General features: G+C 70.0%; 20 protein-coding genes. 8 read left to right on the top strand and 12 right to left on the bottom strand.

Translation table 11 applies throughout. The annotated features are described in order from the left end of the window. Both pyrD and ACFQ4O_RS06015 read right to left on the bottom strand, forming a co-directional pair. Nucleotides 1–613, bottom strand: a 613-nt coding sequence (gene pyrD, locus ACFQ4O_RS06020; protein WP_378774761.1) for a dihydroorotate dehydrogenase (quinone), incomplete at its 3' end; no start/stop codon positions are given. Further along, entirely contained in the window at nt 610–975 is a 366-nt protein-coding gene (locus tag ACFQ4O_RS06015; RefSeq protein WP_378774760.1) for a DUF952 domain-containing protein, read from the bottom strand. The genes ACFQ4O_RS06015 and pyrD, both read right to left, overlap by 4 nt. Nucleotides 976–1,190: 215 nt before the next feature. On the opposite strand from ACFQ4O_RS06015, the gene ACFQ4O_RS06010 reads away from it, so the two are divergent. Next, nucleotides 1,191–1,820: a S24 family peptidase gene (locus ACFQ4O_RS06010; RefSeq protein ID WP_378774759.1), complete on the top strand. Its 630-nt coding sequence runs from the start codon at nt 1,191–1,193 to the stop codon at nt 1,818–1,820. A 379-nt stretch (nt 1,821–2,199) separates the two neighbouring features. Here the strand turns inward: ACFQ4O_RS06010 and ACFQ4O_RS06005 are convergent, their stop codons facing one another. From ACFQ4O_RS06005 to cysD, 7 genes are all read right to left on the bottom strand, one after another. Next, nucleotides 2,200–3,849, bottom strand: a complete 1,650-nt coding sequence (locus ACFQ4O_RS06005; RefSeq protein WP_378774758.1) for a cisplatin damage response ATP-dependent DNA ligase — start codon at nt 3,847–3,849, stop codon at nt 2,200–2,202. Between the two features lie 81 nt (nt 3,850–3,930). Further along, nucleotides 3,931–4,884, bottom strand: a complete 954-nt coding sequence (locus ACFQ4O_RS06000) for a cupin-like domain-containing protein (protein ID WP_378774757.1) — start codon at nt 4,882–4,884, stop codon at nt 3,931–3,933. Next, nucleotides 4,881–7,556: a GNAT family N-acetyltransferase gene (locus ACFQ4O_RS05995; RefSeq protein ID WP_378774756.1), complete on the bottom strand. Its 2,676-nt coding sequence runs from the start codon at nt 7,554–7,556 to the stop codon at nt 4,881–4,883. Before ACFQ4O_RS05995 ends, ACFQ4O_RS06000 begins: the two co-directional genes overlap by 4 nt. Nucleotides 7,557–7,946: 390 nt before the next feature. Beyond that, nucleotides 7,947–9,596 (bottom strand): phosphoglucomutase (alpha-D-glucose-1,6-bisphosphate-dependent), encoded by a 1,650-nt coding sequence (pgm, locus tag ACFQ4O_RS05990; protein WP_378774755.1) that lies wholly within the window; start codon nt 9,594–9,596, stop codon nt 7,947–7,949. A gap of 108 nt (nt 9,597–9,704) precedes the next feature. Then, entirely contained in the window at nt 9,705–10,211 is a 507-nt protein-coding gene (locus ACFQ4O_RS05985) for a retropepsin-like aspartic protease family protein (protein ID WP_378774754.1), read from the bottom strand. Between the two features lie 114 nt (nt 10,212–10,325). After that, a complete protein-coding gene (cysN, locus tag ACFQ4O_RS05980; protein ID WP_378774753.1) occupies nt 10,326–12,218 on the bottom strand; it encodes a sulfate adenylyltransferase subunit CysN in 1,893 nt (630 codons plus the stop codon). Next, nucleotides 12,218–13,126, bottom strand: a complete 909-nt coding sequence (gene cysD / locus ACFQ4O_RS05975) for a sulfate adenylyltransferase subunit CysD (RefSeq protein ID WP_378774752.1) — start codon at nt 13,124–13,126, stop codon at nt 12,218–12,220. The genes cysN and cysD overlap by 1 nt, the downstream gene beginning before the upstream one ends. 490 nt (nt 13,127–13,616) lie before the next feature. Here cysD and ACFQ4O_RS05970 point away from each other — a divergent pair, with 490 nt between their 5' ends. From ACFQ4O_RS05970 to ACFQ4O_RS05940, 7 genes are all read left to right on the top strand, one after another. Further along, entirely contained in the window at nt 13,617–15,506 is a 1,890-nt protein-coding gene (locus ACFQ4O_RS05970; RefSeq protein ID WP_378774751.1) for a propionyl-CoA synthetase, read from the top strand. A 270-nt stretch (nt 15,507–15,776) separates the two neighbouring features. Then, a complete protein-coding gene (locus tag ACFQ4O_RS05965) occupies nt 15,777–16,436 on the top strand; it encodes a glutathione S-transferase family protein (RefSeq protein WP_378774750.1) in 660 nt (219 codons plus the stop codon). 227 nt (nt 16,437–16,663) lie between these two features. Next, nucleotides 16,664–17,107: a PAS domain-containing protein gene (locus ACFQ4O_RS05960; RefSeq protein WP_378774749.1), complete on the top strand. Its 444-nt coding sequence runs from the start codon at nt 16,664–16,666 to the stop codon at nt 17,105–17,107. 85 nt (nt 17,108–17,192) lie between these two features. Continuing rightward, complete coding sequence (gene frc, locus ACFQ4O_RS05955; RefSeq protein WP_378774748.1) at nt 17,193–18,443, top strand: formyl-CoA transferase; 1,251 nt, start codon at nt 17,193–17,195, stop codon at nt 18,441–18,443. A gap of 112 nt (nt 18,444–18,555) precedes the next feature. Continuing rightward, nucleotides 18,556–19,233, top strand: coding sequence for an alpha/beta hydrolase (locus ACFQ4O_RS05950; RefSeq protein WP_378774747.1), 678 nt, complete (start codon nt 18,556–18,558; stop codon nt 19,231–19,233). A gap of 153 nt (nt 19,234–19,386) precedes the next feature. Then, the gene (locus ACFQ4O_RS05945; protein WP_378774746.1) at nt 19,387–19,509 is read left to right on the top strand and encodes a hypothetical protein; all 123 of its coding nucleotides are present in this window, start codon (nt 19,387–19,389) and stop codon (nt 19,507–19,509) included. Between the two features lie 73 nt (nt 19,510–19,582). Next, nucleotides 19,583–21,238, top strand: coding sequence for a histidine kinase famiy protein (locus ACFQ4O_RS05940; protein ID WP_378774745.1), 1,656 nt, complete (start codon nt 19,583–19,585; stop codon nt 21,236–21,238). A gap of 15 nt (nt 21,239–21,253) precedes the next feature. On the opposite strand, the gene ACFQ4O_RS05935 is transcribed toward ACFQ4O_RS05940, so the two are convergent. From ACFQ4O_RS05935 to ACFQ4O_RS05925, 3 genes are all read right to left on the bottom strand, one after another. Next, nucleotides 21,254–22,000, bottom strand: a complete 747-nt coding sequence (locus ACFQ4O_RS05935; protein ID WP_378774744.1) for a phosphocholine cytidylyltransferase family protein — start codon at nt 21,998–22,000, stop codon at nt 21,254–21,256. Continuing rightward, the gene (ribB, locus tag ACFQ4O_RS05930) at nt 21,997–23,133 is read right to left on the bottom strand and encodes a 3,4-dihydroxy-2-butanone-4-phosphate synthase (RefSeq protein ID WP_378774743.1); all 1,137 of its coding nucleotides are present in this window, start codon (nt 23,131–23,133) and stop codon (nt 21,997–21,999) included. The genes ACFQ4O_RS05935 and ribB overlap by 4 nt, the downstream gene beginning before the upstream one ends. A gap of 118 nt (nt 23,134–23,251) precedes the next feature. Continuing rightward, on the bottom strand, nt 23,252–24,738 hold a 1,487-nt coding region (locus ACFQ4O_RS05925), incomplete at its 5' end, for a response regulator (RefSeq protein ID WP_378774742.1).

Raw genomic sequence — 24,738 nt, 5'->3', positions numbered from 1 at the left:
GGGCGGCCGCCTGGTCGCGGGCGCCGAGCCCGCGGGCGGCGAGGTCGTCCAGCGCCGCCTTCGCCTGCAGGTCGCGCAGGCCCGGCGTGTTGGGCGAGGACACGTTGATGACGAAGAAGGCGGCGTGGGCCGCGAAGGTCGCGACGCCGCGGGCGTAATCGGCCGCGCGGTCGGCGGCGTCCTTGTTCGCGCCCACGTTCACGGCCACCAGCCCCGGCCGCCCGGCGCGGCGCTCCAGCCGTTCGAGCGCGGCGGCGTGGCCGTCGTTGTTGAAGCCCATGCGGTTGATGACGCCGCGGTTCTCCCGCAGCCGGAACACCCGCGGCCGGGGATTGCCGGCCTGCGGCAGCGGCGTGATCGAGCCGATCTCCACGAAGCCGAAGCCTAGGCCGAGCATGGCGTCGGGCACCCGGGCGTCCTTGTCGAACCCGGCGGCGAGGCCGACCGGGTTCGGGAAATCGAGCCCGAAGGCGCGGGTCGCGAGGCGCGGGTCCGGCGCGGGCGGACGCGGCGGCGGGGCGATCTCCAGCGCCGTGATGGTGGCGCGGTGGGCGGTCTCCGCGTCGAGGGCGGCGAGGGCGCCGCGGATCAGCGGCCAGAACGGCTGGATCACGAGGCGTCTCCTGCGCCGAAGGCGTCCGGGAAGGCGTGGGCCCCGTCGGGCCCCAGCGGCAGCGGCGCGCTCCAGCGCACGGCGTCGAGCGTCAGCGGGGCGTAGAGATGGGGAAACAGCGCGCCGCCGCGAGACGGCTCCCAGCGCAGCGCCTCGCCCAGCGCCTCCGTCTCCACCGCCACCAGCAGCAGGCCGGTCCGGCCGGCGAAATGCTTCGCGGCGGTCTCGGGCGCCTGCGCGGCGGTGGAGAAATGGATGTAGCCGTCCGCCACGTCCACGGGGGCGCCGTCGAAGCGGCCGGCGCGCTCGGCCTGCGCCCAGGCGTCCGCATCCACGATCTTGTAGACCAGCGTCGAAGCCATCCGATCCTTCGTTCGTCTCGTAGGCGCCTCTGCGCGGAACGCATGCCTAGGCGCCGCGTTTCTGGCATGTGGCTCGCAAGCCGGCTTACGTCTCCACGGCGTTTGGAGCAAGAGCCGGCGGCGCGGCGCCGCAAACCCATGGACAAATTCGCCGTGAGGTACTAATTCCTAATCAGGCGCACATCTCGCGCCTTCCGGACAGCGGGAGACTTTCGATGCTCGGCCACGGACAGATCTGGTCCGCGATCGATGCTCTGGCGGCCAAGAACGGGCTGTCGGCGTCCGGTCTCGCCCGCAAGGCGGGGCTCGACCCGACCACCTTCAACCGCTCCAAGCGGGTGGCGGCGGACGGGCGTCCGCGCTGGCCCTCCACGGAGTCGCTCGCCAAGGCGCTGGACGCCACCGCGACCGATCTCGACAGCTTCATGGCGATCCTGACCGACGGCGCCCCCCGCCGCCGCCGGCACGTCCCCCTGATCGGCCTCGCGCAGGCGGGCGAGGGCGGCTATTTCGACGACGCCGGCCTGCCCACGGGCCAAGGCTGGGACGAGATCGAGTTTCCGGACGTGGACGGCGAAAGCGTCTACGCGCTCGAAATCCAGGGCGACAGTATGGAGCCGGTGTTCCGGGACGGCGACGTGGTGCTGGTGACGCCGGGCTCCGCGGTCCGCCGCGGCGACCGGGTGGTGGTGCGCACCACCGAGGGCGAGGTGCTGGCCAAGGAACTCGCCCGCAGCACCGCCAAACACGTTGAGCTGCGCTCCCTCAACCCCGCCCACCCCGACCGCTCCATCCCGACCGCCCAGGTGGCGTGGATGGCCCGCATCGTGTGGGCGAGCCAGTAAGGCGACGTCCGGGGGCGGTCGCGCTTGGCGTCCCGCGCCGGCGCCTCTCTTCCTTGTCCCGGCCTTGAGCCGGGACCCAGAAACGCTTGGGTTTTCAAAGTAAGCCGCGACGTCCGGGGCACTTTATCATCCCACGTCGGCGTTTATGGGTCCCGGCTCAAGGCCGGGACAAGGGAAGGGCGAGCCTCTTCCGGCACGGCGTGTTCTGGGTGGTTTGCGATCATCTTTACATCGCAGGCTTCTTTCCTTGTCCCGGCCTTGAGCCGGGACCCAGAACCGCTGAATTTTCAGAATAAGCCGCGACAGCCGGGACGCTTTGTTCCCGCACGTCAGCGTCTCTGGGTCCCGGCTCAAGGCCGGGACAAGAGAAGGGCGCGCGTCACTCCGCCGCCTGCTCGCGTTCCGTGATCAGCCGTTCCAGCGCCTCCAGCCGGTCGGCTTCCGCCGGCGGCTTGTCCCAGCGGATGCGGGCGACGCGGGGGAAGCGCATGGCGACGCCGGATTTGTGGCGGGCGGAGCGGGCGATGCCCTCGAAGGCGATCTCCAGCACGAGGCCGACGGTCTCGGTGTGCGTCACCTCGCGCACCGGGCCGAAGCGGTTGACGGTGTTCTTGCGCACGAAACGGTCAAGCTCCGCCAGCTCCTCGTCGGTGAAGCCGAAATAGGCCTTGCCGACGGGGGTCAGGCGCGGGCCGTCCGCGTCCTCGGTCCAGACCCCGAACGTGTAGTCCGAGTAGAACGACGAGCGTTTGCCGTGGCCGCGCTGGGCGTACATCAGCACCGCGTCCACGGTCATGGGATCGTGCTTCCACTTGAACCACAGGCCCTTGGGGCGGCCGACCACGTACGCGCTGTCGCGCCGCTTCACCATCAGCCCCTCGACGGCGCCCGCGTCCTGGCCGGCGCCGGCGGCCGCGGGGTCGAGCCGGGCGGCGGCGAGGCCGTCCCAGTCGTCGAAGGCGACCAGCGGCGACAGGTCCATGCGCGGATTGGCCTGCCCGGCCACGAAGGCCTCCAGCCTGCGGCGGCGCTCGTCGAAGGGCAGCTCCCGGAGGTCCTCGCCGTTCTCCGCCAGCAGGTCGTAGACGCGGATGTGGGCCGGGAACTCGGCGGTGAGCTTGGGCGTCACGCTTTTGCGGTTCAGCCGCTGCTGCAGCACGTTGAAGGTCTGCACCCGGCCGTCGCGCAGGATCAGCAGCTCCCCGTCCACCGCGCCGTCGAAGGTCAGCGCCTCGATCAGGTCGGGGAAGGCGGCGGAGACGTCCTCGCCCGAGCGGCTCCACAGCCGCGCCACATGGCGGCCGTCGGCGTCCCGGCCGGCGGAGGCCTGAACCCGGATGCCGTCCCACTTCCATTCGGCCGCGAACGCGGCCGGGTCGAAGGCGCGGAAGTCGGCGTCCTCCAGCGGGTGGGCCAGCATGGGCGGGCGGAACGGCGCCGGGTCGGTCGCGGCGGGGCGGGGGCCGGTTCCCTCCACCCAGGCGAACAGCGCCTCGTAAGGCGGCGCGAGGCCCGGCCAGACCTGCTCCACGTCGTCGGGCGCCACGTCCTCCCCAAGCGCCGCCACGGCGGTCTTGGCGAGCCGCGCGGAGGCGCCGATGCGCAGCGAGCCGGTGATGAGCTTGAGCAGGGCCCAGCGGCCGGTCTCGTCCAGCGCGTCGAGCCATTGGGCGAGCCGCCGGGGCAGGTCGAGCTTGGCGGTGGCTTCCAGCCCCTCGACGATCTCCGACAGCGGCGGCGTGCGGTTGGCGCGCTGGTCGCTCGGCCACATCAGCGCGACGGTCTCGGCCAGATCGCCGACGTAGTCGTAAGAGAGGCCGAACAGGACCGGATCGGCCCGCTCGGCGATCAGTCCGCGGATCAGCCCGGCCTTGGCGTGGCGGAAGCTGAGCGCGCCGGTGAGCGCGGCCAGCGCGTAGCCGCGCTCGGGGTCGGGCGTGTCGCGGAAATACTCCGTCATCAGCCGCAGCTTGGCGTTGCGGCGCGGCTCGTAGGACAGGCGGTCGAGCAGGAAGGCGAAGCGGTTCATGCGAGCCCTTGGGGCGGCGGGGCGGGGGCGCCCCACCGCTTCAGATGGGGCGCGCGGCCGCCGCCGGAAGGGCCTCGGCCCTCAGGCCGCCTGCTTCTTGTCGGCCGCCTTCTGGGCCTCGTAGTAGTAGTTGGCCTTCTTGCCGAACACGACCGAGCGCAGCAGGCGGCGCATGCGCTCGCTGCGGCGCAGCGGCTCCAGCGCCGAGCGCATGGCGGTGTAGGCGGCGACCTTCAGCCCGTCGAGCGCCGGCTTCCGGCCGGGCGCGGCCTGGGGGAGGCCCTTCTCGCGCAGCCACGCGTTCATGAAGATCAGCTTGTTGTGCCGCACCACCGCCTTGGAGCGCCAGGTGATGGCCATGGAGATCGAGTAGTCGTCGCCGGTGCGGACCCAGTGCGGCACCTGATAGGGCACGAACACGCCCTGACCGGGCTTCAGGTCGTAGACCTTGGCGCGCTCCTCGAAGCGGGGCTCGTAGGGCAGGTTGCGGTGCTTGGAGGGCGCGCTCTCCAGCGCCTCCTCCGACACCAGCGACCGGTCCTCGTTGTCGAACAGGTGGAAGAACTTCGGCCCGCGCAGCTGCACGAAGAAGTTGTCCTCGTTGTCGCAGTGGAACGGCGTCACCGAATTGGCCGAGGACACGAAGATGTAGCCCTCGATGTCCTTGAAGTTGGCGCCGTCCAGGCTGTCGAAGCCGAACTGCTTCGCGATCGAGCCGAGCGCCTGCTCCAGCATCTCCCGGTACTCCGGCACGCTCTCCACGCGCTTCAGCACGATCCACGCGCCGGCGGATTCGATCTTGGCCACCACCTCTTCCGGCGGCAGGTCGACCAGCGGCGTGGTCTCCGGCGCCTGGTTCGGCTGCAGCTTGCCGGAATTGTACTCGATGCGGTCCTTCTCCAGCTGCTTCGTCAGCTCGATCAGGCGCGGCAGCTGCAGCAGCGGATGGCCGGCGAGATCGTGCTCGATGGGGAAGTGGCGGAGCGGATAGCGCGTGGCGATGTCGTTCGCGGAGGCGCGAAGCGTAGCGGTCATCGTGAGGTTCCCTTCACGCGGTGATACAGCTTGCGAAGCGCGACATGGGCCTGGTCGCGGAAGCGTTCGGCGCGCACGGCCGCGGCGAGGTGAATCGTCGCGGGGCCCGGCCGTGTGGCGACCACCCAATCGGCGACGACGAGACGCTCGCGCCAGATGTGGTCGATCATAGGATGGTTGGCGACCGAGGTGGAGTCGACGCCGTCGATCTCCGGGTCCTCGATCATGCGGCGGGTGAGCTCGATGGTGAGCTGCACGCCGGGGGAGCAGCGGGCGAAGCCCTCGTCATAGGCCACCTTGTAGAACCAGGCGCGCCGCTGGCTGACGAGGATCAGGCCGCAGGCGATCGTCTGCTCGCCGACCCGAAGCTCCAGCACCCGCGCGCCGCCGGTCATGGCCCGCGCCAGCAGCATCTCCCGCACGAAGGCGAGCTGCTGCGGGTTGTCGCGCAGCGCGCTGCGGCGCTCGCCCTTCCAGCCGGAGGCCTCCAGCGCCACGAAGCGGTCGAAGGCTTCGGCCGCCTCCACGCCGCGGCTCTCCACGAAGGCCGCCGGCGCGTCGTCGGAGAGGCGGCGGAACTGGCGGCGCAGCTCCTTGAGCTTCTTGGACGACAGCGACTGGGTCAGGTAGGCCTCGGCCGACAGATCCGTCTCCAGCAGCGCGCGGGCGTGATGGTCGACGCGCGTCATCGCCCGGCCGGACGCGGCCAGCGCCGAGCGCAGCGCGGCGGCGGTCGGCCCGCTTTCCGGCAGGAAGCGGAACTGGAACAGGCGATGGCCGGAGGCCGCGAGGCCGCGGAACAGCGCGTCCGCCGCCTCCACCGGCCGGTCCCCGTCCATCAGCGGCAGGCCGAGCGCGCCGAAGAAGCCCCAATGGGTCGAGCTCCACAGCGTGAGGGGCGCCGGGGAGAGGCGGGGCTCCACGGCGGCCAGCGCCACCATGCGGCGGTCGCCGTCGGCGTCGGTGGCCCAGGCCGCCACGAAGCGCGTCTTCGAGAACGCCCCGCAGCGGCGGATGGCGGCGAGCGCGAAATCCGGCTCGCAGAACGGGTTGGGCTCCAAGGCGCGGGCCACCAGCGCGCGCCATTCGGGCAGGCGCGCCTCCATGGCGTCGGCGTCGAGCAGCTCCACCAGCGGCGCCTCGTCCGACGAGGCCGCGGCGACGGCGGCGGGAACGGGGGCTCCGAAGCCCGCGCCGTAGGGCAGCGCGACCGCGTCCGTCACGGCGTCGCCGGTCAGATGCTCCGGCCGGGGCGCGCCGCCGGACCCCCCGCCCCAGGGCAGCGCCCCGAGGCCGAGCCGGCGCCGCGTCACCACGAACAGGATCACGGACTCGATCGTTAGGGTGGCGGAGGTCGCCATGGCGGCGCCCATCACGCCGAAATGCGGGATCAGCGCGAAGGCGAGGCCGAGGTTGAGCAGGAAGGCGCCGCCATAGACCGCCGCGCAGATGTTCTGCTGGCCGAGCATGTTCAGCAGGCGCTCCAGCGGCCCGACGGTGGCGCGGGCGAGCAGGCCGATCGCGATCACGAACAGCAGCGGGTAGCCTTCGGTGAAGGCCTCGCCGAACAGCCACAGGATCGGCCAGCCGAGCGCGAGCAGCACCGCGCAGCCGAACAGCGAGGGCCAGAAGGTCCAGCGCGCGGCGTCGCGCACCATCTTCTCCAGCCGTTCGCGGTCGCCGGTGACGGAGTATTCCGTGAAGCGGTGCGCCACCGCCGCCGACACCGAGAACGACACGAAGGCGACCAGCGACATCACCTTCACCGCGGCGTAATAGACGCCCACATGGTGCGGCTCCACGAACACCGACAGCACCAGCACGTCGGTGTAGGCGAGCAGCAGGTAGAAGCCTTCGACCATGAAGATCGGCAGCGACACCTTCATCCAGCCGGACATGTCGTAGGCGCGGGGGCCGGCGGGCGCCTTGCGGGCGAGCCGGCGCTCCAGCATCACGAGCTGCGCCACGGCGGTGACCCAGGTGGCGATGATGGTGCCGGCCATGGCGGTGACGGCCGTCGCCTCGTAATGGGCGTAGCTCAGGATGCCGAGCAGCAGCAGGATCAGCAGCGGCCGCACCAGATAGGCGGGGGCCAGCGCCACGTCGATCCAGTTGTAGGACCGCGCGATGCCGTCCTGCACGTCGGTCAGCACGTACATGGGCACGCAGATCAGCGCGAGATAGAGCGGCACCACCGCCCAGTTGGCGAGATGGTCGCCGAACAGCCACAGGCCCAGAAGCCCGATCGCGGTGACGGTGGTGGCGAAGAAGATCGACAGCAGCCGGCTGCCCAGCAGGAAGCCCCGGAGCAGCGCCAGACGGCCGGCGTCGGCGTATTCGGGGATGAAGCGCTGGGGCGAGGAGGCGAGGCCGAGGCTGGTGACGCCGCCGAGCAGCAGCACCCAGGTCCAGACATAGACGTAGACGCCGTATTCGTTCTCGCCCATCCAGCGCGCGAGCAGGATCTGCGACGCGAAGGCGATGCCGGCGTTGCCGACCCGGAACAGGAACGCGCCGCCGGCGACCTTCTGGGCCACGGCGGTGTCGGAGCGGTCAGCCAGCAGCTTCTTCAGCCGCGCGGTGAGACGCGCCACCACGGAGGGAGCAGCGTCCGTCCGGTCGGACGACGCCTGATCGAACGGCGCGCTGGCGTCAGTCGGCATCTTGGTCATGTCCCATCCTGTCGGATTGGGGATGTAACCTGCGCGCCTTTAAAGATGGGTTCGGGAAGATCGTAAATGAAGAATGGCGTGAGCTTGAGCAAATCGCCCACGTCTTGGCGCGGAGCCTGAAACGCGAAGCGCGCGGCGGCGGGACGTTAAAGCCCCGCCGTCCGCGCGCGTGACGCGATCGTCCCTCACGCCGCCCGTTTGCGGGCGGCGGCGCCGATCAGCTCAGGAAGCCGGTGATCCAGAGCAACAGGATGATCGGGATCGGAATGCCGATCAGCCACAACAGTCCGCCCTTGAGCATCGAGGTCGCCTCCCAATCGTTGTCGTTCGATGGGGAAACGACGCGGGATAGGACTTGGTTCCCTCTCCCGCGCGTTCCGACGCCGGTTTTCAGCCCGCGCCGAGCGCCGCCGAGACGATCTCCTTCGCCTCCGACTGGATGCGCTGGAGATGCTCCTCGTCGATGAAGCTCTCGGCATAGATCTTGTAGACGTTCTCCGTGCCCGAGGGGCGGGCGGCGAACCAGCCGTTCTCGGTCGTCACCTTCACGCCGCCAAAGGCCGCGCCGTTGCCGGGCGCATGGGTGAGACGGTCGACGATTGGCTCGCCGGCGAGCGTGTCGCCGGGAATCTGGTCGGCGGAGAGCTTCTTCAGCACCGCCTTCTGCTCGGGCGTCGCGGCGGCGTCCACGCGGGCGTAGATCGGCGCGCCGATCTCCCTGGTCAGGTCGGCGTAAAGCTCGCCCGGATCCTTGCCGGTGATCGCGGTCATCTCGGCCGCGAGCAACGCGGGAATCAGGCCGTCCTTGTCGGTGGTCCAGACCTCGCCGGTCTTGCGCAGGAAGCTCGCGCCGGCGCTCTCCTCGCCCACGAAGCCGAGATCGCCCGCGATCAGCCCGTCCACGAACCATTTGAAGCCGACCGGGACCTCCATGACGCTGAGGCCGAGCTTCGCCGCCACCCGGTCGACGCTCGAGCTCGACACGATGGTCTTGCCGATGGCGGGCGTCCCCTTCCAGCCGGGCCGGTGCGTGTAGAGATAGGCGATCGAGGCGGTGAGGTAGTGGTTCGGGTTCATCAGCCCGGCGGTCGGGGTGACGATGCCGTGGCGGTCGGCGTCCGGGTCGTTGGCGAAGGCGATGTCGAACCGGTCCTTCAGCCCGATCAGCGGCGCCATGGCCCAGGGCGAGGAGCAGTCCATGCGCAGCTTGCCGTCCCAGTCCGCGGTCATGAAGCGGAAGGTCGGGTCCACCGTCTCGTTCACGACGGTGATGTCGAGCCGGTAGCGCTCCGCGATCGGCGCCCAGTAGGGCAGGCCCGCGCCGCCGAGCGGATCGACGCCGATGCGCAGGCCCGCCGCGCGGATCGCCTCCAGGTCGAGCACGTTCTCGAGATCGGCCACGTAAGGCGTGGTGAAGTCGTAGCGGCGCACGTTCGGCGCCTTCATCGCCCGCTGCAGCGGAATGCGCTTCACGTCCCGTAGCCCGTCCTCGATCAGGGCGTTGGCGGTCTTCTCCATCCAGCCGGTGACGTCGGTGTCCGCCGGGCCGCCGTTCGGCGGGTTGTATTTGAAGCCGCCGTCCTCCGCCGGGTTGTGCGACGGCGTGATGGCGATGCCGTCCGCGAAGCCCGCCGTCCGGCCCTTGTTGTAGGTGAGGATGGCGTGGCTGATGACGGGCGTCGGCGTGTAGCCGAGCGTCTCGTCGATCACCAGCTCCACGCCGTTGGCGGCGAACACCTCGACCGCGGTGGCGAAGGCGGCTTCCGACAGGGCGTGGGTGTCCTTGCCGAGGAACAGCGGCCCGTCGATCCCCGCCTTGGCGCGGTAGAGGCAGATCGCCTGCGCGATGGCGAGGATGTGGGTCTCGGTGAAGACGGAGTCGAAGGCGGTGCCGCGATGGCCCGAGGTGCCGAAGGCCACCCGCTGGGCCGGAACCGCCATGTCCGGGCGGCTGGTGAAATATTCGGTCAGCAGCCGGGGAATGTTCGTCAGGCGCGAAGGATCGGCCAGCTTGCCTGCGAACTCGCTCACGTCAGCCATGAAACTCTCCGGTTGAACCCGCAATCGCCGCTTGAGGACGCGCGGAGTATAGCGCGCCGCGCGGGCGGGTCAGCCGCCTCGGCGCCTGGCGCGCGCGGGGTTTTGAGGTCAGCGCTCCAGCACCAGGCGCTCGCGGGAGCTTTCCATCCGCGTCAGGCGGCTGAGAAAGCTCATGCCGAGCAGGTTGCCGTCCATCGCGCCGGGGGCCAGCACCACCGCCTGCACGTCGGCGACGCGGATGGAGCCGATGCGGATTTCGGGCGCCACCACCCGCCGGGCGCCCACCTGTCCGTTGGCGGTGGAGACCGTCAGGTCGAAGCGGTCGCCGCCGGAGATCAGCCCGAGATCGCGGCCGTATTCGTAGGAAAAGGCGACGACGGTCGCGCCGGTGTCCACCAGCATGGGCGCGCGCCGCCCGCCGATCATGGCCTCGGCGCGGAAATGGCCGTCCCGGTCGGCGTGGAGCGTGACCGTGCGGCCCGCGTCCCTCTCCGGCGTCACGGCCTTGGCGGACAACGGCGGCGGCGCCTCCGGCGCGACCGCGCGCTGAAGCAGCTGCGGCGCGACCGCCGCCGCCAGCACCACCACGCCCGCCGTCGCCAGAATTGCCCGCACGTCGCCCCCTCGAAACGCTCTTCGGGCGAGGGTGGCGCGCGGGACGTGACGGCGGGGTTAAGCGCCGTCCGTCCTCGCGCGTCAGGGTAAACGAGGCGTCAACGCCGGCCGGGCTCAGACGGCGTCGATCAGCCCGCGCCGTTCGAGCTCGGCGATCACCCGGTCGGCGAGGTCGTCCACGCTCGCGTCCACCGTCGGCAGCGTCAGCTCGGCCGCCTTCGGCGCCTCGTAGGGCGAGGACACGCCGGTGAAGTTCGGGATTTCGCCCGCCAGCGCCCGCTTGTAGAGCCCCTTGGGATCGCGCGCGATGCAGGTCTCGAGCGGCGTGTCCACGAACACCTCGATGAACTCGCCGTCGGCCACGAGGTCGCGCACCATGCGGCGCTCGGACTCGAAGGGTGAGATGAACGAGCACAGCGCGATCACGCCGGCGTCGGTGAATAGTTTCGCCACCTCGCCGATGCGGCGCACGTTCTCCACCCGGTCGGCGTCGGTGAAGCCGAGGTCCTTGTTCAGGCCGAAGCGCACGTTGTCGCCGTCGAGCAGCATGGTGTGCTGGCCCCGCGCCGCGAGCTTCGCCTCGACGAGGTTCGCGATGGTGGACTTGCCCGAGGCCGAGAGCCCCGTGAACCACACGATGGCGGGCGTCTGGTTCTTCAGCCGCGCCCGCGCCGTCCGGTCCACGGAGGAGGCGTGACGGTGGATGTTGGTGGCGCGGCGCAGGCCGTGCAGCACCATGCCGGCGCCGGCGGTGGCGTTGGTCTCGCGGTCGATGACGATGAACGCGCCGGTTTCGCGGTTGTCCGCGTAAGGGTCGAAGGCCACCGGCGCGCCGGTCTCCACATTGACCTCGGCGATCTCGTTGAGGCCAAGCGTCTTGGCCGCGAGCTTCTCCAGCGTGTTGACGTCGATCTTGTGCTTGAGCGTAGTCACCGTCGCCGGAACGGTGCGGGTCGCGAGCTTGATCAGGTAGGAGCGGCCGGGCAGCAGGCGCTCGTCCTGCATCCAGATCAGCCGCGCGGCGAACTGGTTGGAGACCTCGGGCCGCTCGGCCGGACGCGCCAGCAGGTCGCCGCGGGCGATGTCCACCTCGTCCTCGAGCGTCAGCGTCACGCTGTCGCCGGCGGAGGCGGAGGCCAGATCGCCGTCCATGGTGACGATGCGCGCCACCCGGCTGGTCTTGCCGGAGGCGGCCACGACCACCTCGTCGCCGGGGCGCACGGTCCCGCTCGCGATCGTGCCCGCGAAGCCGCGGAAGTCGAGGTTCGGCCGGTTCACCCACTGCACGGGGAAGCGGAACGGCTTCGCCGCCAGATCCGTCTCCACGTCGACGGTCTCGAGATGGGCGAGCAGGGTCGGGCCCCGGTGCCAGCCGAGGCGCGGGGAGGGGGAGGTCACGTTGTCGCCGTCGCGGGCGGACAGCGGGATCGGCGTGATGGTCTCGAAGCCGAGCGGCTCCGCGAAGGCGCGGTACTCCGCCTCGATCTCCTGGAAGCGGGCCTCGGAATAGTCGACCAGATCGATCTTGTTCACCGCCAGCACCACGTGGCGGATGCCGAGCAGCGAGCAGATGAAGCTGTGGCGCTTGGTCTGGGTCAGCACGCCCTTGCGGGCGTCGATCAGGATGACGGCGAGGTCGGCGTTGGAGGCGCCGGTCGCCATGTTGCGGGTGTACTGCTCGTGGCCGGGGGTGTCGGCGACGATGAAGGTGCGCTTCGCGGTCGCGAAATAGCGGTAGGCGACGTCGATGGTGATGCCCTGCTCGCGCTCGGCCTCCAGACCGTCCACCAGCAGCGCGAGGTCGATCGCTTCGCCGACGGTGCCGTGCTTGCGGCTGTCCTTTTCGAGCGCGGCGAGCTGGTCGTCGAACACCAGCTTGGTGTCGTAGAGCAGGCGGCCGATCAGCGTCGACTTGCCGTCGTCCACGGAGCCGCAGGTGAGGAAGCGCAGCAGCGTCTTTTCGGCGGCGGCGCCGGCCAGCTCCGCGGTGGTCAGGGGCGCGTGCATCAGAAGTACCCCTCGCGTTTCTTCTTCTCCATGGAGCCGGATTCGTCGCTGTCGATCAGGCGACCCTGGCGTTCGGAGGTGGTGGAGGCCAGCATCTCCGAGATGATGTCGTCGAGCGTCTCGGCGTCGCTGTCGATGGCGCCGGTCAGCGGGTAGCAGCCCAGCGTCCGGAAGCGCACCCGACGCAGCTCCGGGACCTCGTCGGGGTTCAGCGGCAGGCGCTCGTCGTCGCGCATGATCAGCGCTCCGTCGCGGCGCACCACCGGGCGCTCCTTGGCGAAATAGAGCGGCACCACGGGGATGTTCTCCGCCGCCACGTACTGCCACACGTCGAGTTCGGTCCAGTTCGACAGCGGGAACACGCGGATCGACTCGCCCGCCTTCACGCGGGTGTTGTAGAGCCGCCAGAGCTCCGGGCGCTGGTTGCGGGGGTCCCAGCCGTGATTGGCGGTGCGGAAGGAGAACACGCGCTCCTTGGCGCGGCTCTTCTCCTCGTCGCGCCGGGCGCCCCCGAAGGCCGCGTCGAAGCCGAACTTGTCGAGCGCCTGCCGCAGCCCTTCCGTCTTCATCACCTGGGTGTGCATGCTGGAGCCCGAGGCGACCGGCGACACGCCACGGCGCACGCCGTCCTCGTTCACGTGCACGATCAGGTCGAGGCCGAGCCGCCGGGCGGTCTCGTCGCGGAACTCGATCATCTCCCGGAACTTCCACGTGGTGTCCACGTGCAGCAGCGGGAACGGCGGCTTCGCCGGGTAGAACGCCTTCAGCGCGAGGTGAAGCATCACCGAGGAGTCCTTGCCGATCGAATAGAGCATGACCGGATTGCGGAACTCGGAGGCGACTTCGCGGATGATCTGGATCGACTCCGCCTCAAGGCGGCGGAGATGGCTCGACAGACCGTTGGACATGATTGCTCGTCCATATTCAACGAGATAATACTGTTATATCTCGCGAGTTACAGTCCGGAGGCGATAAACCTTTTGCGACCCAGCCGCAAGGGCGGTCGCCGCGCGGCCCGATCAGTCCGTCGTCCGGCCTGTGGGAAAAGCCCGTTTGTTGGGCGGGCCTCATCTTGCGGCGCCCGCATGGCGGCCCCATACTTCGAGTCGTCGTCAACGAACCGAAAGGAGGTGATCCAGTGTCTCATCATCATGATCAGCGCTTGGAGAGCGCCGCGACCTGCATCCCTGCTTCCGCTGGAATGCGCGCCTGACAGTAAGGCGGTCGCGGGTCTCGAAAGACCGCGCTGAATGATGGGAAGGGCCGTCCGTGAGGGCGGCCCTTCTGTGTTTCGGGCGACCTCCGGGGTTTCACGAGCGGTGACGCGCGCTTTCAGCGGCGCTACATCTGACGAAACAGGGAGCGGCCAAGAGAAGCCGCCCGAGGAGGAGCCCGCCGATGACCCGCTATCGCGACCTTCACGCCGCTTCGCTCGCCGACCGGGACGCCTTCTGGGGCGAGGCCGCCAAAGCCGTCGACTGGTTCGAGCCGCCGACCAGCGTGTTCGACGAAAGCCTCGGCGCCTATGGCCGCTGGTTTCCGGACGGCGTGGTCAACGCCTGCCACAACGCCCTTGATCGCCATGTGGCCGCCGGAATCGGCGACCGCACGGCGCTGATCTACGACAGCCCGGTCACCGGCGCGAAGCGGAGCTACACCTATCAGGCGCTGCGCGACGAGGTCTCCGCCTTCGCCGCCGTGCTGCAGGATTTCGGCGTCGTGAAGGGCGACCGCGTCGTGATCTACATGCCCATGATCCCCGAGGCGGTGGTCGGCATGTACGCCTGCGCCCGGCTCGGGGCGATCCATTCGGTGGTGTTCGGCGGTTTCGCGGCGAACGAACTCGCCAAGCGCATCGACGACGCCCGGCCGAAGGTGGTGCTCACCGCCTCCTGCGGCGTGGAGCCGAGCCGCAAGGTGGCCTACAAGCCGCTGCTCGATCAGGCGATAGCCGCCGCCGCCCACAAACCCGAGGCGGTGATCCTGCTGCAGCGCCCCGAGCTGGAGGCCGACCTCACGGCCGGCCGCGACCACGACTGGGCGACCCTGCGCGCGGCTTCGGAGGGCCGGACCACGGACTGCGCGCCCGTCGCCGCCACCGATCCGCTCTACATTCTCTATACCTCCGGCACGACCGGGACCCCGAAGGGCGTGGTGCGCGACACCGGCGGCTATCTGACCGCGCTCGCCTGGTCCATGACCGCGGTCTACGGCGTGAAGCCGGGCGAGGCCTTCTTCTGCGCTTCCGACATCGGCTGGGTCGTGGGGCACTCCTACATCGTCTACGCCCCGCTGCTGATCGGCGCGACCACGGTGCTCTATGAGGGCAAGCCGGTGGGCACGCCGGACGCGGGTGCCTTCTGGCGGGTGATCGACGACTATGACGTGGTGGCGCTGTTCACCGCGCCCACCGCCCTGCGCGCCATCCGCAAGGAAGACCCGGAGGGCCGGGAGGCGGCCCATTACGACCTCTCCAGCCTGCGCACGCTGTTCCTCGCCGGCGAGCGGGCGGACCCGCCCAGCATCGAATGGGCGGCCGAGCTGCTCGGCGTGCCGGTGATCGACAACTGCTGGCAGACCGAGACCGGCTGGCCGATCGTCGCCAACCCGGTCGGGATCGAGCGACTGCCGGTGAAGCTCGGCTCGCCGACCGTGCCCATGCCCGGCTACGACGTGCAGGTCGTGAGCGACGAGGGCCACCCCGCGAAGCCGGGCGAGCTTGGCAACATCGTCATCCGGCTGCCGCTGCCGCCCGGCTGCCTGCCCACGCTCTGGAACGCCGACGAGCGCTTCCGCGAGAGCTACCTCACGGGCTTCCCCGGCTATTACCAGACCTCCGACGCCGGCTACATGGACGAGGACGGCTATGTCTTCTTCATGGCCCGCACCGACGACATCATCAACGTCGCCGGCCACCGGCTCTCCACCGGCGGCATGGAGGAGGTGATCGCGAGCCATCCGGACGTGGCCGAATGCGCGGTGGTCGGCGTCGCCGACAAACTCAAGGGCCAGTCGCCCACCGGCTTCGTGGTGCTGAAGAGCGGCGTGGAGCGGTCGTCGGAGGAGATCGAGCGCGAGATCGTGCAACTGGTGCGCGACCGCATCGGCCCGGTGGCGGCGTTCAAGCTGGCGCTGACCGTGAAGCGCCTGCCCAAGACCCGCTCGGGCAAGATCCTGCGCGGCACCATCCAGAAGATCGCCGACGGCGAAAGCTGGACCATGCCCGCCACCATCGAAGACCCCGCCACCCTGGACGAGATCGGAGAGGTCATCGCCGCGCGGCGCTGACCTTAAGGCCAGATTGGCGGCACCGGCCACATTTGCCTAAGAATGCGGCGCCACAGAGTGCGATCTTTTGGCATGGTGCACTGCAAATAAGCGGGTGCTAGAGTGGTCCTCAGATCGATCCCCTCGATCACCACCTGAAACCCGCCGACCGCCACGTGCGTCGGCGGGTTCTTTTTTGGCGCCGCCCGCCATCGCCTCCCTTTGCGTCCGCGGAACACGCCCGCGCGCCGGCCGTTCTCCCCCAAACGTCACGGGATGGGAGCGGGCGCCATGGGCGAGCTTGTGCTGACCACGTTCGACTGGGTCCCCGAGCCGCCGCGCGGCTTCGTGCGCGACCTGCGCGTTCGCTGGGCCATGGAGGAGGCGGGGCTGCCCTACCGGGTGGCGACCACGCCGTTCGAGCCGCGCGACGCAGGCCATCTCGCTCGCCAGCCTTTCGGACAGGTTCCGTGGCTGACGGACGGCGACCGCGTGCTGTTCGAATCCGGCGCCATCCTGCTCCATCTCGGAGAGCTGAGCGACGTTCTGCTGCCCTCGGACCCGGCCGGCCGCGGCGACGCGATCCAGTGGGTCTTCGCCGCCCTGAACTCGGTGGAGGCCGCGTCGCTGCCCTGGAGCCTGTTCCGCTTCGCGGACGACGACGCCGACACGCCGGGCCGCCGCCACCTCGACGCCTTCCTCGCCCAGCGTCTCGATCACATGGAGCGGGCGCTCGGAGACCGCGACTGGCTCGCCGGCCGCTTCTCGGTCGCGGACATCCTGATGGCTGACGTGCTGCGGCTGGTGGAGCGCTTCGGCGGCCTCGACGAGCGCCCCGCCTGCCGGGCCTATGTAGCGCGCGCCACCGTCCGTCCGGCGTTCCGGAAAGCGCTCGCCGACCAGCTCGCGGGCTTCGCCGCGGCGGACGCGCGTCGGGCCGGCGGGGCCTGATCGGACCCGCGCCCTGCGACGTTCTGTCTTGACGCGCGCCGGATTGTGGCATACCAAATGCCACTAGCCTCCGGCGTCCGGGCCTTCACCCGCCCGACACGACGGAGCCGACGTCCACTGCGAGGCCTTGGAGGAGCAACGAACATCGTTCCGCAGGCGACCGCGCTTCACGGCCGATCGCCGAACGTCGCCCGCGCCTCACGGCGCGCCACCGAAGTCGTCCATCCATGCCGCATCCCGTCGATTACGAGCAGATCGTCGCCAGCGCCGGCGACGCCGTCGTGGTCTCCGACCCGGACGGCGCGATCACCGTGTGGAACCACGCGGCCGAGCGCATCTTCGGGTTCAGCGAGGCCGAGGCGCTTGGCCAGTCGCTGGATCTGATCACGCCGGAGCGGCACCGGGCGCGGCACTGGGCGGGTTACGCCAACACCATGCGCACGGGCGAGACCCGCTACGGCGCGGACGTGCTGAAGGTGCCCGCGCTGCACAAGGACGGCCGGAAGCTCTCGATCTCGTTCACCGTCGGGCTGCTGTTCGACGCGGCCCGCAACGTCGCCGGCGTGTCGGCGGTCATCCGGGACGAGACCGAGAACTGGAACGAGCAGATCGCGTTGCGCCGCCGCCTGGCGGAGCTGGAATCTCAGGTCGCCCGCGAAACGGCGAGTTGAACGCATACATTCCCGCCGCACAAAAAAACAAACGCGGCGCGGAATGAAGAAAAACAAGACATCCTTTTAAGGGAAGGAAGCCCATATGACCCAGCCGCTCGAAGGCATCAAGATCATCGACTTCACGCACGTGCAGGCTGGCCCGGCGTGCACGCAGCTTCTCGCCTGGTTCGGCGCGGACGTCATCAAGGTCGAGCGCCCCGGCGCCGGCGACGTCACCCGCTCGCAGCTCCGGCACATCGAAGACGCCGACGCGCTGTACTTCACGATGCTGAACTCCAACAAGCGCTCGCTGACGCTCGACACCAAGACCCCGGAAGGCAAGGAAGTCCTTGAGAAGCTGATCAAGGAATCCGACGTCATGGTCGAGAACTTCGGCCCCGGCGCGCTCGACCGCATGGGCTTCTCCTGGGCGCGCATTCAGGAGCTCAACCCGGGCATGATCCTCGCCTCGGTGAAGGGCTTCTCGGACGGTCACCACTATGAGGACCTGAAGGTCTACGAGAACGTGGCCCAGTGCGCCGGCGGCGCGGCCTCCACCACCGGCTTCTGGGACGGCCCCCCCACCGTGTCGGCCGCCGCTCTCGGCGACTCGAACACCGGCATGCATCTGGCGATCGGCATCCTCACGGCGCTGCATCAGAAGAACAAGACCGGCAAGGGCCAGAAGGTCGCCGTGTCCATGCAGGACTCGGTGCTCAACCTCTGCCGCGTCAAGCTGCGCGACCAGCAGCGCCTCGACGCCCTCGGCTACCTCGAGGAGTATCCGCAGTACCCGCATGGCGAGTTCTCGGACGTGGTTCCGCGCGGCGGCAACGCCGGCGGCGGCGGCCAGCCGGGCTGGGTGCTGAAGTGCAAGGGCTGGGAGACCGATCCCAACGCCTACATCTACTTCACCATCCAGGGCCACGCCTGGGCCCCGATCTGCAAGGCGCTCGGCAAGGAGGAGTGGATCGACGATCCGGCCTACAACACCGCCCGCGCCCGCCAGGACAAGATCATGGACATCTTCGCCACGATCGAGGACTGGCTGAAGGACAAGACCAAGTTCGAGGCGGTCGACATCCTGCGCAAGTTCGACATCCCGTGCTCGCCGGTGCTGTCCATGAAGGAGATCGCCGCCGACGAGTCGCTGCGCAAGAGCGGAACCGTGGTCGAGGTGGACCATCCGAAGCTCGGCAAGTACCTGACCGTCGGCAGCCCGATCAAGTTCTCGGACCTGAAGGTGGACGTGAAGGCCTCGCCGCTGCTCGGCGAGCACACGGACGAGGTTCTGAAGGACCTCGGCTACACCGACCAGCAGATCGAGAGGCTGCATCAGGCGCGCGCCGTCTGATCTTTCCCGGAAGCCCCCGACAGCCTTCCGAGATCCGTGGACGGCGCGCCCTCGTGGCGCGCCGTCTGCGTTTCGGGCGGTCTACGTCTTTCAAGGCCCAAGGAGGATCGCCGTGATCGATCCGCATCTCGCCGGCCGGCTCGACTTTCAGCACCGCCTGCCGGGCGCTCCGCCGCTTCCCCCCGGGCGCAACCTGCTCGGCCTGTTCGAGGAGCGCGACGCGGTGCTGCTCGTGCCGCCGCAGATCGACCCGCGCCGCCCGACGCCGCTGATGACGCTGTTTCACGGCGGCGGCGGCTCCGCCACCAAGATCCTGCCCATGATGGAGCGGCACGCGCTGGAGCGCGGCTTCCTGCTGCTCGCGCCCCAGTCGCTGTTCCCCACCTGGGACATCGTGATCGCCGGCAACGGCCCGGACCGGGAGCGGCTCGACCGGGCGCTCACCGAGGTCGCCTGCCGCTTCATGCTGGACCCGAGCCGCATGGCCTTCGCGGGCCATTCCGACGGCGGCAGCTACACGCTCTCGCTTGGGCTGACCAACGGCCACATCGTGACGCACATGATCGTGTCCTCCGCCGGCTTCATGTCGGTGCAGGCGCAGGCCGGCGCGCCACGCATCTTCCTGTCTCACGGGGTGAACGACGAGCAGATCCCCATCGACCGCAGCGCCCGCGTCCACGCCGCGCAGCTCCGGGAGGCGGGCTACGACCTCACCTATGTGGAGCACGACGGCCCCCACGCCTGGCGCGAGGACATGGCGGAGCAGGCGGCGGCGTTCTTCTGCGCGTGACCGGCCGGAACCATACGGCGTCTCCAGCGGTTCTATCCCTCGCCGCAGCGGGCGATCTTCGTCGTCGCCGCGGGACAGCATGGGAGACGCCAGATGCCTTATACGGTGATTTCTGAAGCTGAAGACGGCCCGGTAGCGACGACCGCGCCCTCCGTGATCGACGCCCTGTTCGTCGCGCAGTCCCTGTCCGGCGCCGGTCCGGCCGCGATCCGCATCGCCGCCGACGACGGCTGGGAGCTGACCATCGACGAACTGGAGGAGCTCGCCCGCGCCTGACGCCGCCCGTATGGCGAGGGATTGAAGCGCCGGCCGCCGGATTTCCGCGCGGCCGGCGGGGCGATCCGGGCTCATGACGCCCCACCTCGTTTCGCCCCACCCCGTTCTCCCGCGACCTTCGGATCGTCCCTTGCCGTCAAAGCTCCCGATCGACGCCGCCCAGGCCAGCGACCACGCCGGCCTCGTCCACGCCGACGACGACATCTTCTTCGCCGCGGTCAAGACGACCCGCATGCCGATGATCGTGACGGACCCGCAGAAGCCCGACAATCCGATCATCTTCGCCAATCCCGCCTTCCTGGAGATGACCGGCTATCTGCCGGAAGACCTCATCGGCTCGAACTGCCGCTTCCTGCAGGGGCCGGACACCGACCCGGAGACGGTGTCCGAGGTCCGCCGCGCCATCGCCGAGCGCCGCAACGTGGCGGTGGAGATCCTGAACTACCGCAAGGACGGATCGGCGTTCTGGAACGCGCTGTTCGTGAGCCCGGTCTACTCGAGGTCCGGAGAGCTGCTGTACTTCTTCGGCTCCCAGCTCGACGTGTCCCGGCGCCGCGACGCCGAGGACGCGCTGAGGCAGGCGCAGCGCATGGAGGCGCTGGGACAGCTCACCGGCGGCATCGCTCACGACTTCAACAACCTGCTGCAGGTGATCGTCGGCTATCTCGACGTGGTGGAGAACCGGGTCAAGGACAACGGCGACCCGCGCCTCGACCGGGCGCTGAACAACATGCGCACCGCCGCCGACCGGGCGACCACGCTGACCCAGCAGCTGCTCGCCTTCGCCCGCAAGCAGCGGCTCGACGCGCGGCCGGTCAACTTCAACAACATGATCGAGACCCTGACCGATCTCGCCCGCCGGACGCTGGGCGAACCGGTCGAGATCTCGACAACGCTCGCCCAGGACCTGAAGAACTGCCGGGTCGACCAGACCCAGGCGGAGCTCGCGCTGCTCAACATCTTCATCAACGCCCGCGACGCCATGCCCGACGGCGGCAGTCTGGTGATCGAGACCGAGAACCGCGTCATCGGCCCCGAGGACGTGTCGGTGTTCTCGCTGCCGAAGCCCGGCGCCTATGTGTGCGTGTCGGTCACCGACACCGGCTGCGGCATGGAGCCGGACGTGATGTCCAAGGTGATGGAGCCGTTCTTCACCACCAAGGACGAGGGCAAGGGCACCGGTCTCGGCCTGTCCATGGTCTACGGCTTCGTGCGCCAGACCGGAGGCGGCATGCGGCTCTACAGCGAGGTCGGCCACGGCACCACGGTGCGGCTGTTCTTCCCCGCGACCGACCAGACCGCGGCGCCGGAGCGGGCCGCGCCGCCCATGGCCATGGACCGCGCCGGAGGCGAGACGGTGCTGCTGGTGGAGGACCGGGCCGACGTGTCGGAGCTGGCGCGCTCGATCCTCGAGGACTTCGGCTACGAGGTCCATTCCGCCGCCAACGGCCGGGACGCGCTGGAGCTGATCGACGGAAGCACCCGTTTCGACCTGCTGTTCTCTGATCTGATCATGCCCGGCGGCATGAACGGCGTCATGCTCGCCCGCGAGGCCCGCAAGCGCCAGCCCCGGCTGAAGGTGCTGCTGACGACCGGCTACGCCGAGGCCTCGCTGGAGCGCCTCGACGTGGGCGGCCCGGAGTTCGAAATCATCAACAAGCCGTACCGCCGCTCCGACCTCGCCCGGCGGGTGCGGATGATCCTGGACGGGCCAACCGGCGTGACCTGACGCCGGCCGTCGCCGTCAGAGCCCGCGGGCGACCCAGCGGCCGGTCATCTCAACGCCGCGATCGAGATCGGCGGGGAAGTCCAGCTCGCCCCAGTCGAGCCCCTGAATCGACCGCACGCCCACATTGCCGTGGTAGCGGGCGATGCCGTCGATGGCGGAGAGGTACCAGCGCTTCAGCCCGTCCTCGTTGCGCAGCAGGCGCTCGATCTCGGCCACGAAGGCGCGGCCGCCCTCGGCGGTGAAGCGCAGGAAGCCGATGGACTCCCCCGTCACCAGATCGAGCGGCAGCGTCTTGCCGATGGCGAGCAGGCGGTCGTCTTGCGCCCGCACCTTCATGTCGTCGCTGTCGTAGTCGTCCTTGACGTCGATCGTGACGGTGATCGGGGCGGAGGGCGGGTCCGCCAGCACCCGCTCCACGATGGCGGGCTCGATCAGCGTGTCGCCGTTCAGGATCAGGAACGCGTCCGTCATCTCGTGGCGGGCGATCCAGCAGCTCGCCAGATTGTCGGCGAGCTCGAAGAACGGGTTGTGCGTGGTGCGCAGCCGCGTGCCCGGCAAGTCGATCCCCTCCAGCGTCGCCACCACCTTGTCGGCCTCGAAGCCGGTGACGACGACCACCTCGGTGACGCCCGAGGCGGCGAGCGCGCGCACCTGCCACTCCAGCAGGCTGCGCCCGGAGAAGGGCACCAGGCACTTCGGCGTCTCCGCCGTCAGCGGCAGCAGGCGCCGGCCCTGACCGGCGCTGAGGATGATGGCCTTCAACGCTCCGTCCCGCTCTCGCCGTCGACGATCTCGGTCTTCTCGATCGCGATGCCGAAGCCGGCGATGCCGACGAACTGGCGCTCATGGCCGGCGAGCAGCGCGATCTTGCGCACGCCGAGGTCGCGCAGGATCTGCGCGCCGACGCCGATCTCGCGCCAGCGGGCGCGGCGCTGCCGGGCGGACTGGTGCTTCTCCTCCGACGGGTCCACCGCGGCGGCGGCGCCCACGTCGGCGGCGTCGCGCAGCACGGCCGGGTCGCGGATCAGGATGAACACGCCGCGCTTGGTTTCGCCGAAGCGGGCGAGCGCGTTGTCGAGCCAGCCCTTGGAGGTGGCGGCGCCGCGCAGCAGGTCGGAGAGCAGGTGCTCGCGGTGGATGCGGCAGGGCGCGGCGCGGTCGCCCTTCACGTCGCCGACCGTGATCGCGAGGTGCTGGGTCTGCTCGAACGGCGTCTCGTAGATCGAGACGGTGGCGTCGAGGCCGTTGATGCGGCGCTCGAAGCTGTCCACGCGCTTGACGAAGGTCTCGCGCCGGGAGCGGAAGTCGATCAGGTCCTCGATCGAGACGATCTTCAGCCCGTGCTCGCGCGCGAAGGGAATGAGTTCGCCCATGCGCTTCACGGTGCCGTCGTCGTTGACGATCTCCGCCAGCACGCCGACCGGGGGAAGGCCCGCCAGCGCCGCGAGATCGACGCCCGCTTCGGTGTGGCCGGAGCGGGTGAGCACGCCGCCCTCGCGGGCGATGAGCGGGAAGATGTGGCCCGGCCGCAGGAAGTCGCCGCCGGTGGCGTTGTCGCTGGCGAGCGCGCGCACGGTGTTGGCCCGCTCCTCCGCCGAGATGCCGGTTGTGAGGCCGATCTTGTAGTCCACCGTCACCGTGAAGGCGGTGCGCATGGGGTCGCGGTTGTTGGCGACCATGGGCGCGAGGTTCAGCTCGTCGGCGCGGTCGGCGGTCATGGGCGCGCAGATGATGCCGCTGGTGTGGCGGATCATGAAGGCGAGCTTCTCCGGCGTCGCCTTGGAGGCCGCCATGATGAGGTCGCCCTCGTTCTCGCGGTCGGTGTCGTCCACCACCACGACCAGCTCGCCCGCGGCGATCGCCGCGATGGCGTCCTCAATGCTGTCGAGTTCCATCGGCCCATGCTTTCCGCTGCCGCGGCCGAAACCCATGGGGTCCGCCCGCACCGGGCTCGAATGCACCCGCGGCCGCGGAGCGGTCAAGGTTTTATCGGGCGGGGCCGTCCCGCCCGGGTCACGCCCCGCAGGCGGCGAGGGCCTCCTGCAGCACGCGGGTGTTGAACGGCTTCGTCACCACCTGGGTCGGCCCGCCCGCCGCCAGAGCCTCCGACGGCTGGAACTCGGAGCGGCCCGTGGCGAACACGATCGGCAGGCCCGGCCGCTCGGCCCTGAGCCACCCCGCCAGCTCCTCGCCGTCCATGTCCGGCAGGCCGAGATCGGTCAGGGCGATGTCGATCGGCGCGCCGTTCCGGGCGGCGGCCTGGGCTGCGGCGGCGTCGCGGGCCTCGATCACCTCGTAGCCGAGGGCGTCCAGCAGATCGGCGACCGCCATGGCGATCAGCGCGTCGTCCTCCACCAGCAGCACCCGGCGGCGGGGACGGGCGTCCGTGGCGGCGACGGGAACCGCCGCCGGCGGCGCCTCGTCCAGCAGGCGGCGCAGCGCCAGCGACAGCGCGTCCTTGCGGTAGGGCTTTTCGATCAGGTGGATGTCGGCGTCCACCCGGCCCTGATGCACCACCACGTCCTCGGCGTAGCCGGACATGAACAGCACCTTGAGGCTCGGCCGGGCCGCCTGCGCGGCGCGGGCGAACTCGGGCGGGCTCGGGGTTCCGGGCATCACCACGTCGGACAACAGCAGGTCGAAGCCGGCGCTCTCCGCCAGCACGCGGGCGCCCTCGGCGGTGGAGGCGGCCTCCGTGACCTCGTAGCCGAGCGAGCGCACCAGATCGGCCACCGCTCGGCGGACGGCGTCGTCGTCCTCCAGCACCAGAATGCGCTCGCCGCGTCCGCGCGCGTCCGCGGGCCGCGGCGCGGCCTGCTCCACGCGGCGGGTGGCGCTCGCCGGCAGGAACAGCCGCACCACGGCGCCGGCGCCGGGGGCGCTTTCAATCTCCATCCGCCCGTTTGACTGGGCGATGAAGCCCTGCACCTGCGGCAGGCCGAGGCCGGTGCCGCGCCCTTCCGGCTTGGTGGAGAAGAACGGCTCGTAGACCCGCGCCAGCACCTGCGGCGTCATGCCGACGCCGGTGTCCGACACCGCGATCTCGAGCCACAGGTCGTCCGGCGCGGACGGGTCGCGGCGGTTGCGGGTCTCGATCGTGAGCCGCCCGCCCTCGGGCATGGCGTCGCGAGCGTTGATGGCGAGGTTCAGCACGGCGTTTTCGAGCTGGGTCGGGTCGACCAGCACGGTCCAGCTCGGCTGGTCGCCGAGGATCGCCACCTCGATCCGCTCGCCGAGCGTGCGCGCCAGCATGTCGGACATACCGGAGACGAGGGCGAGCACGTCGACCCATTTGGGCGTCAGCGGCTGGCGGCGCGAGAAGGCGAGCAGCTGGCGGGTCAGCCGGGCGCCGCGTTCGGCGCCCGCGAGCGCGTGGCCGAGGCGCCGCTGCACCGCCGCCGGCAGACCGGCGGCCGCGGGGGTCGACAGATCGGCGGCGAGCAGCTCCAGATTGCCCTCCACCACCTGCAGCAGGTTGTTGAAATCGTGCGCCACGCCGC

Origin of the sequence: Methylopila musalis (assembly GCF_042679725.1) — a bacterium.
In the GTDB taxonomy this organism is placed as follows: domain Bacteria; phylum Pseudomonadota; class Alphaproteobacteria; order Rhizobiales; family Methylopilaceae; genus Methylopila; species Methylopila musalis.
This window is presented reverse-complemented; position numbering and strand designations above follow the sequence as displayed.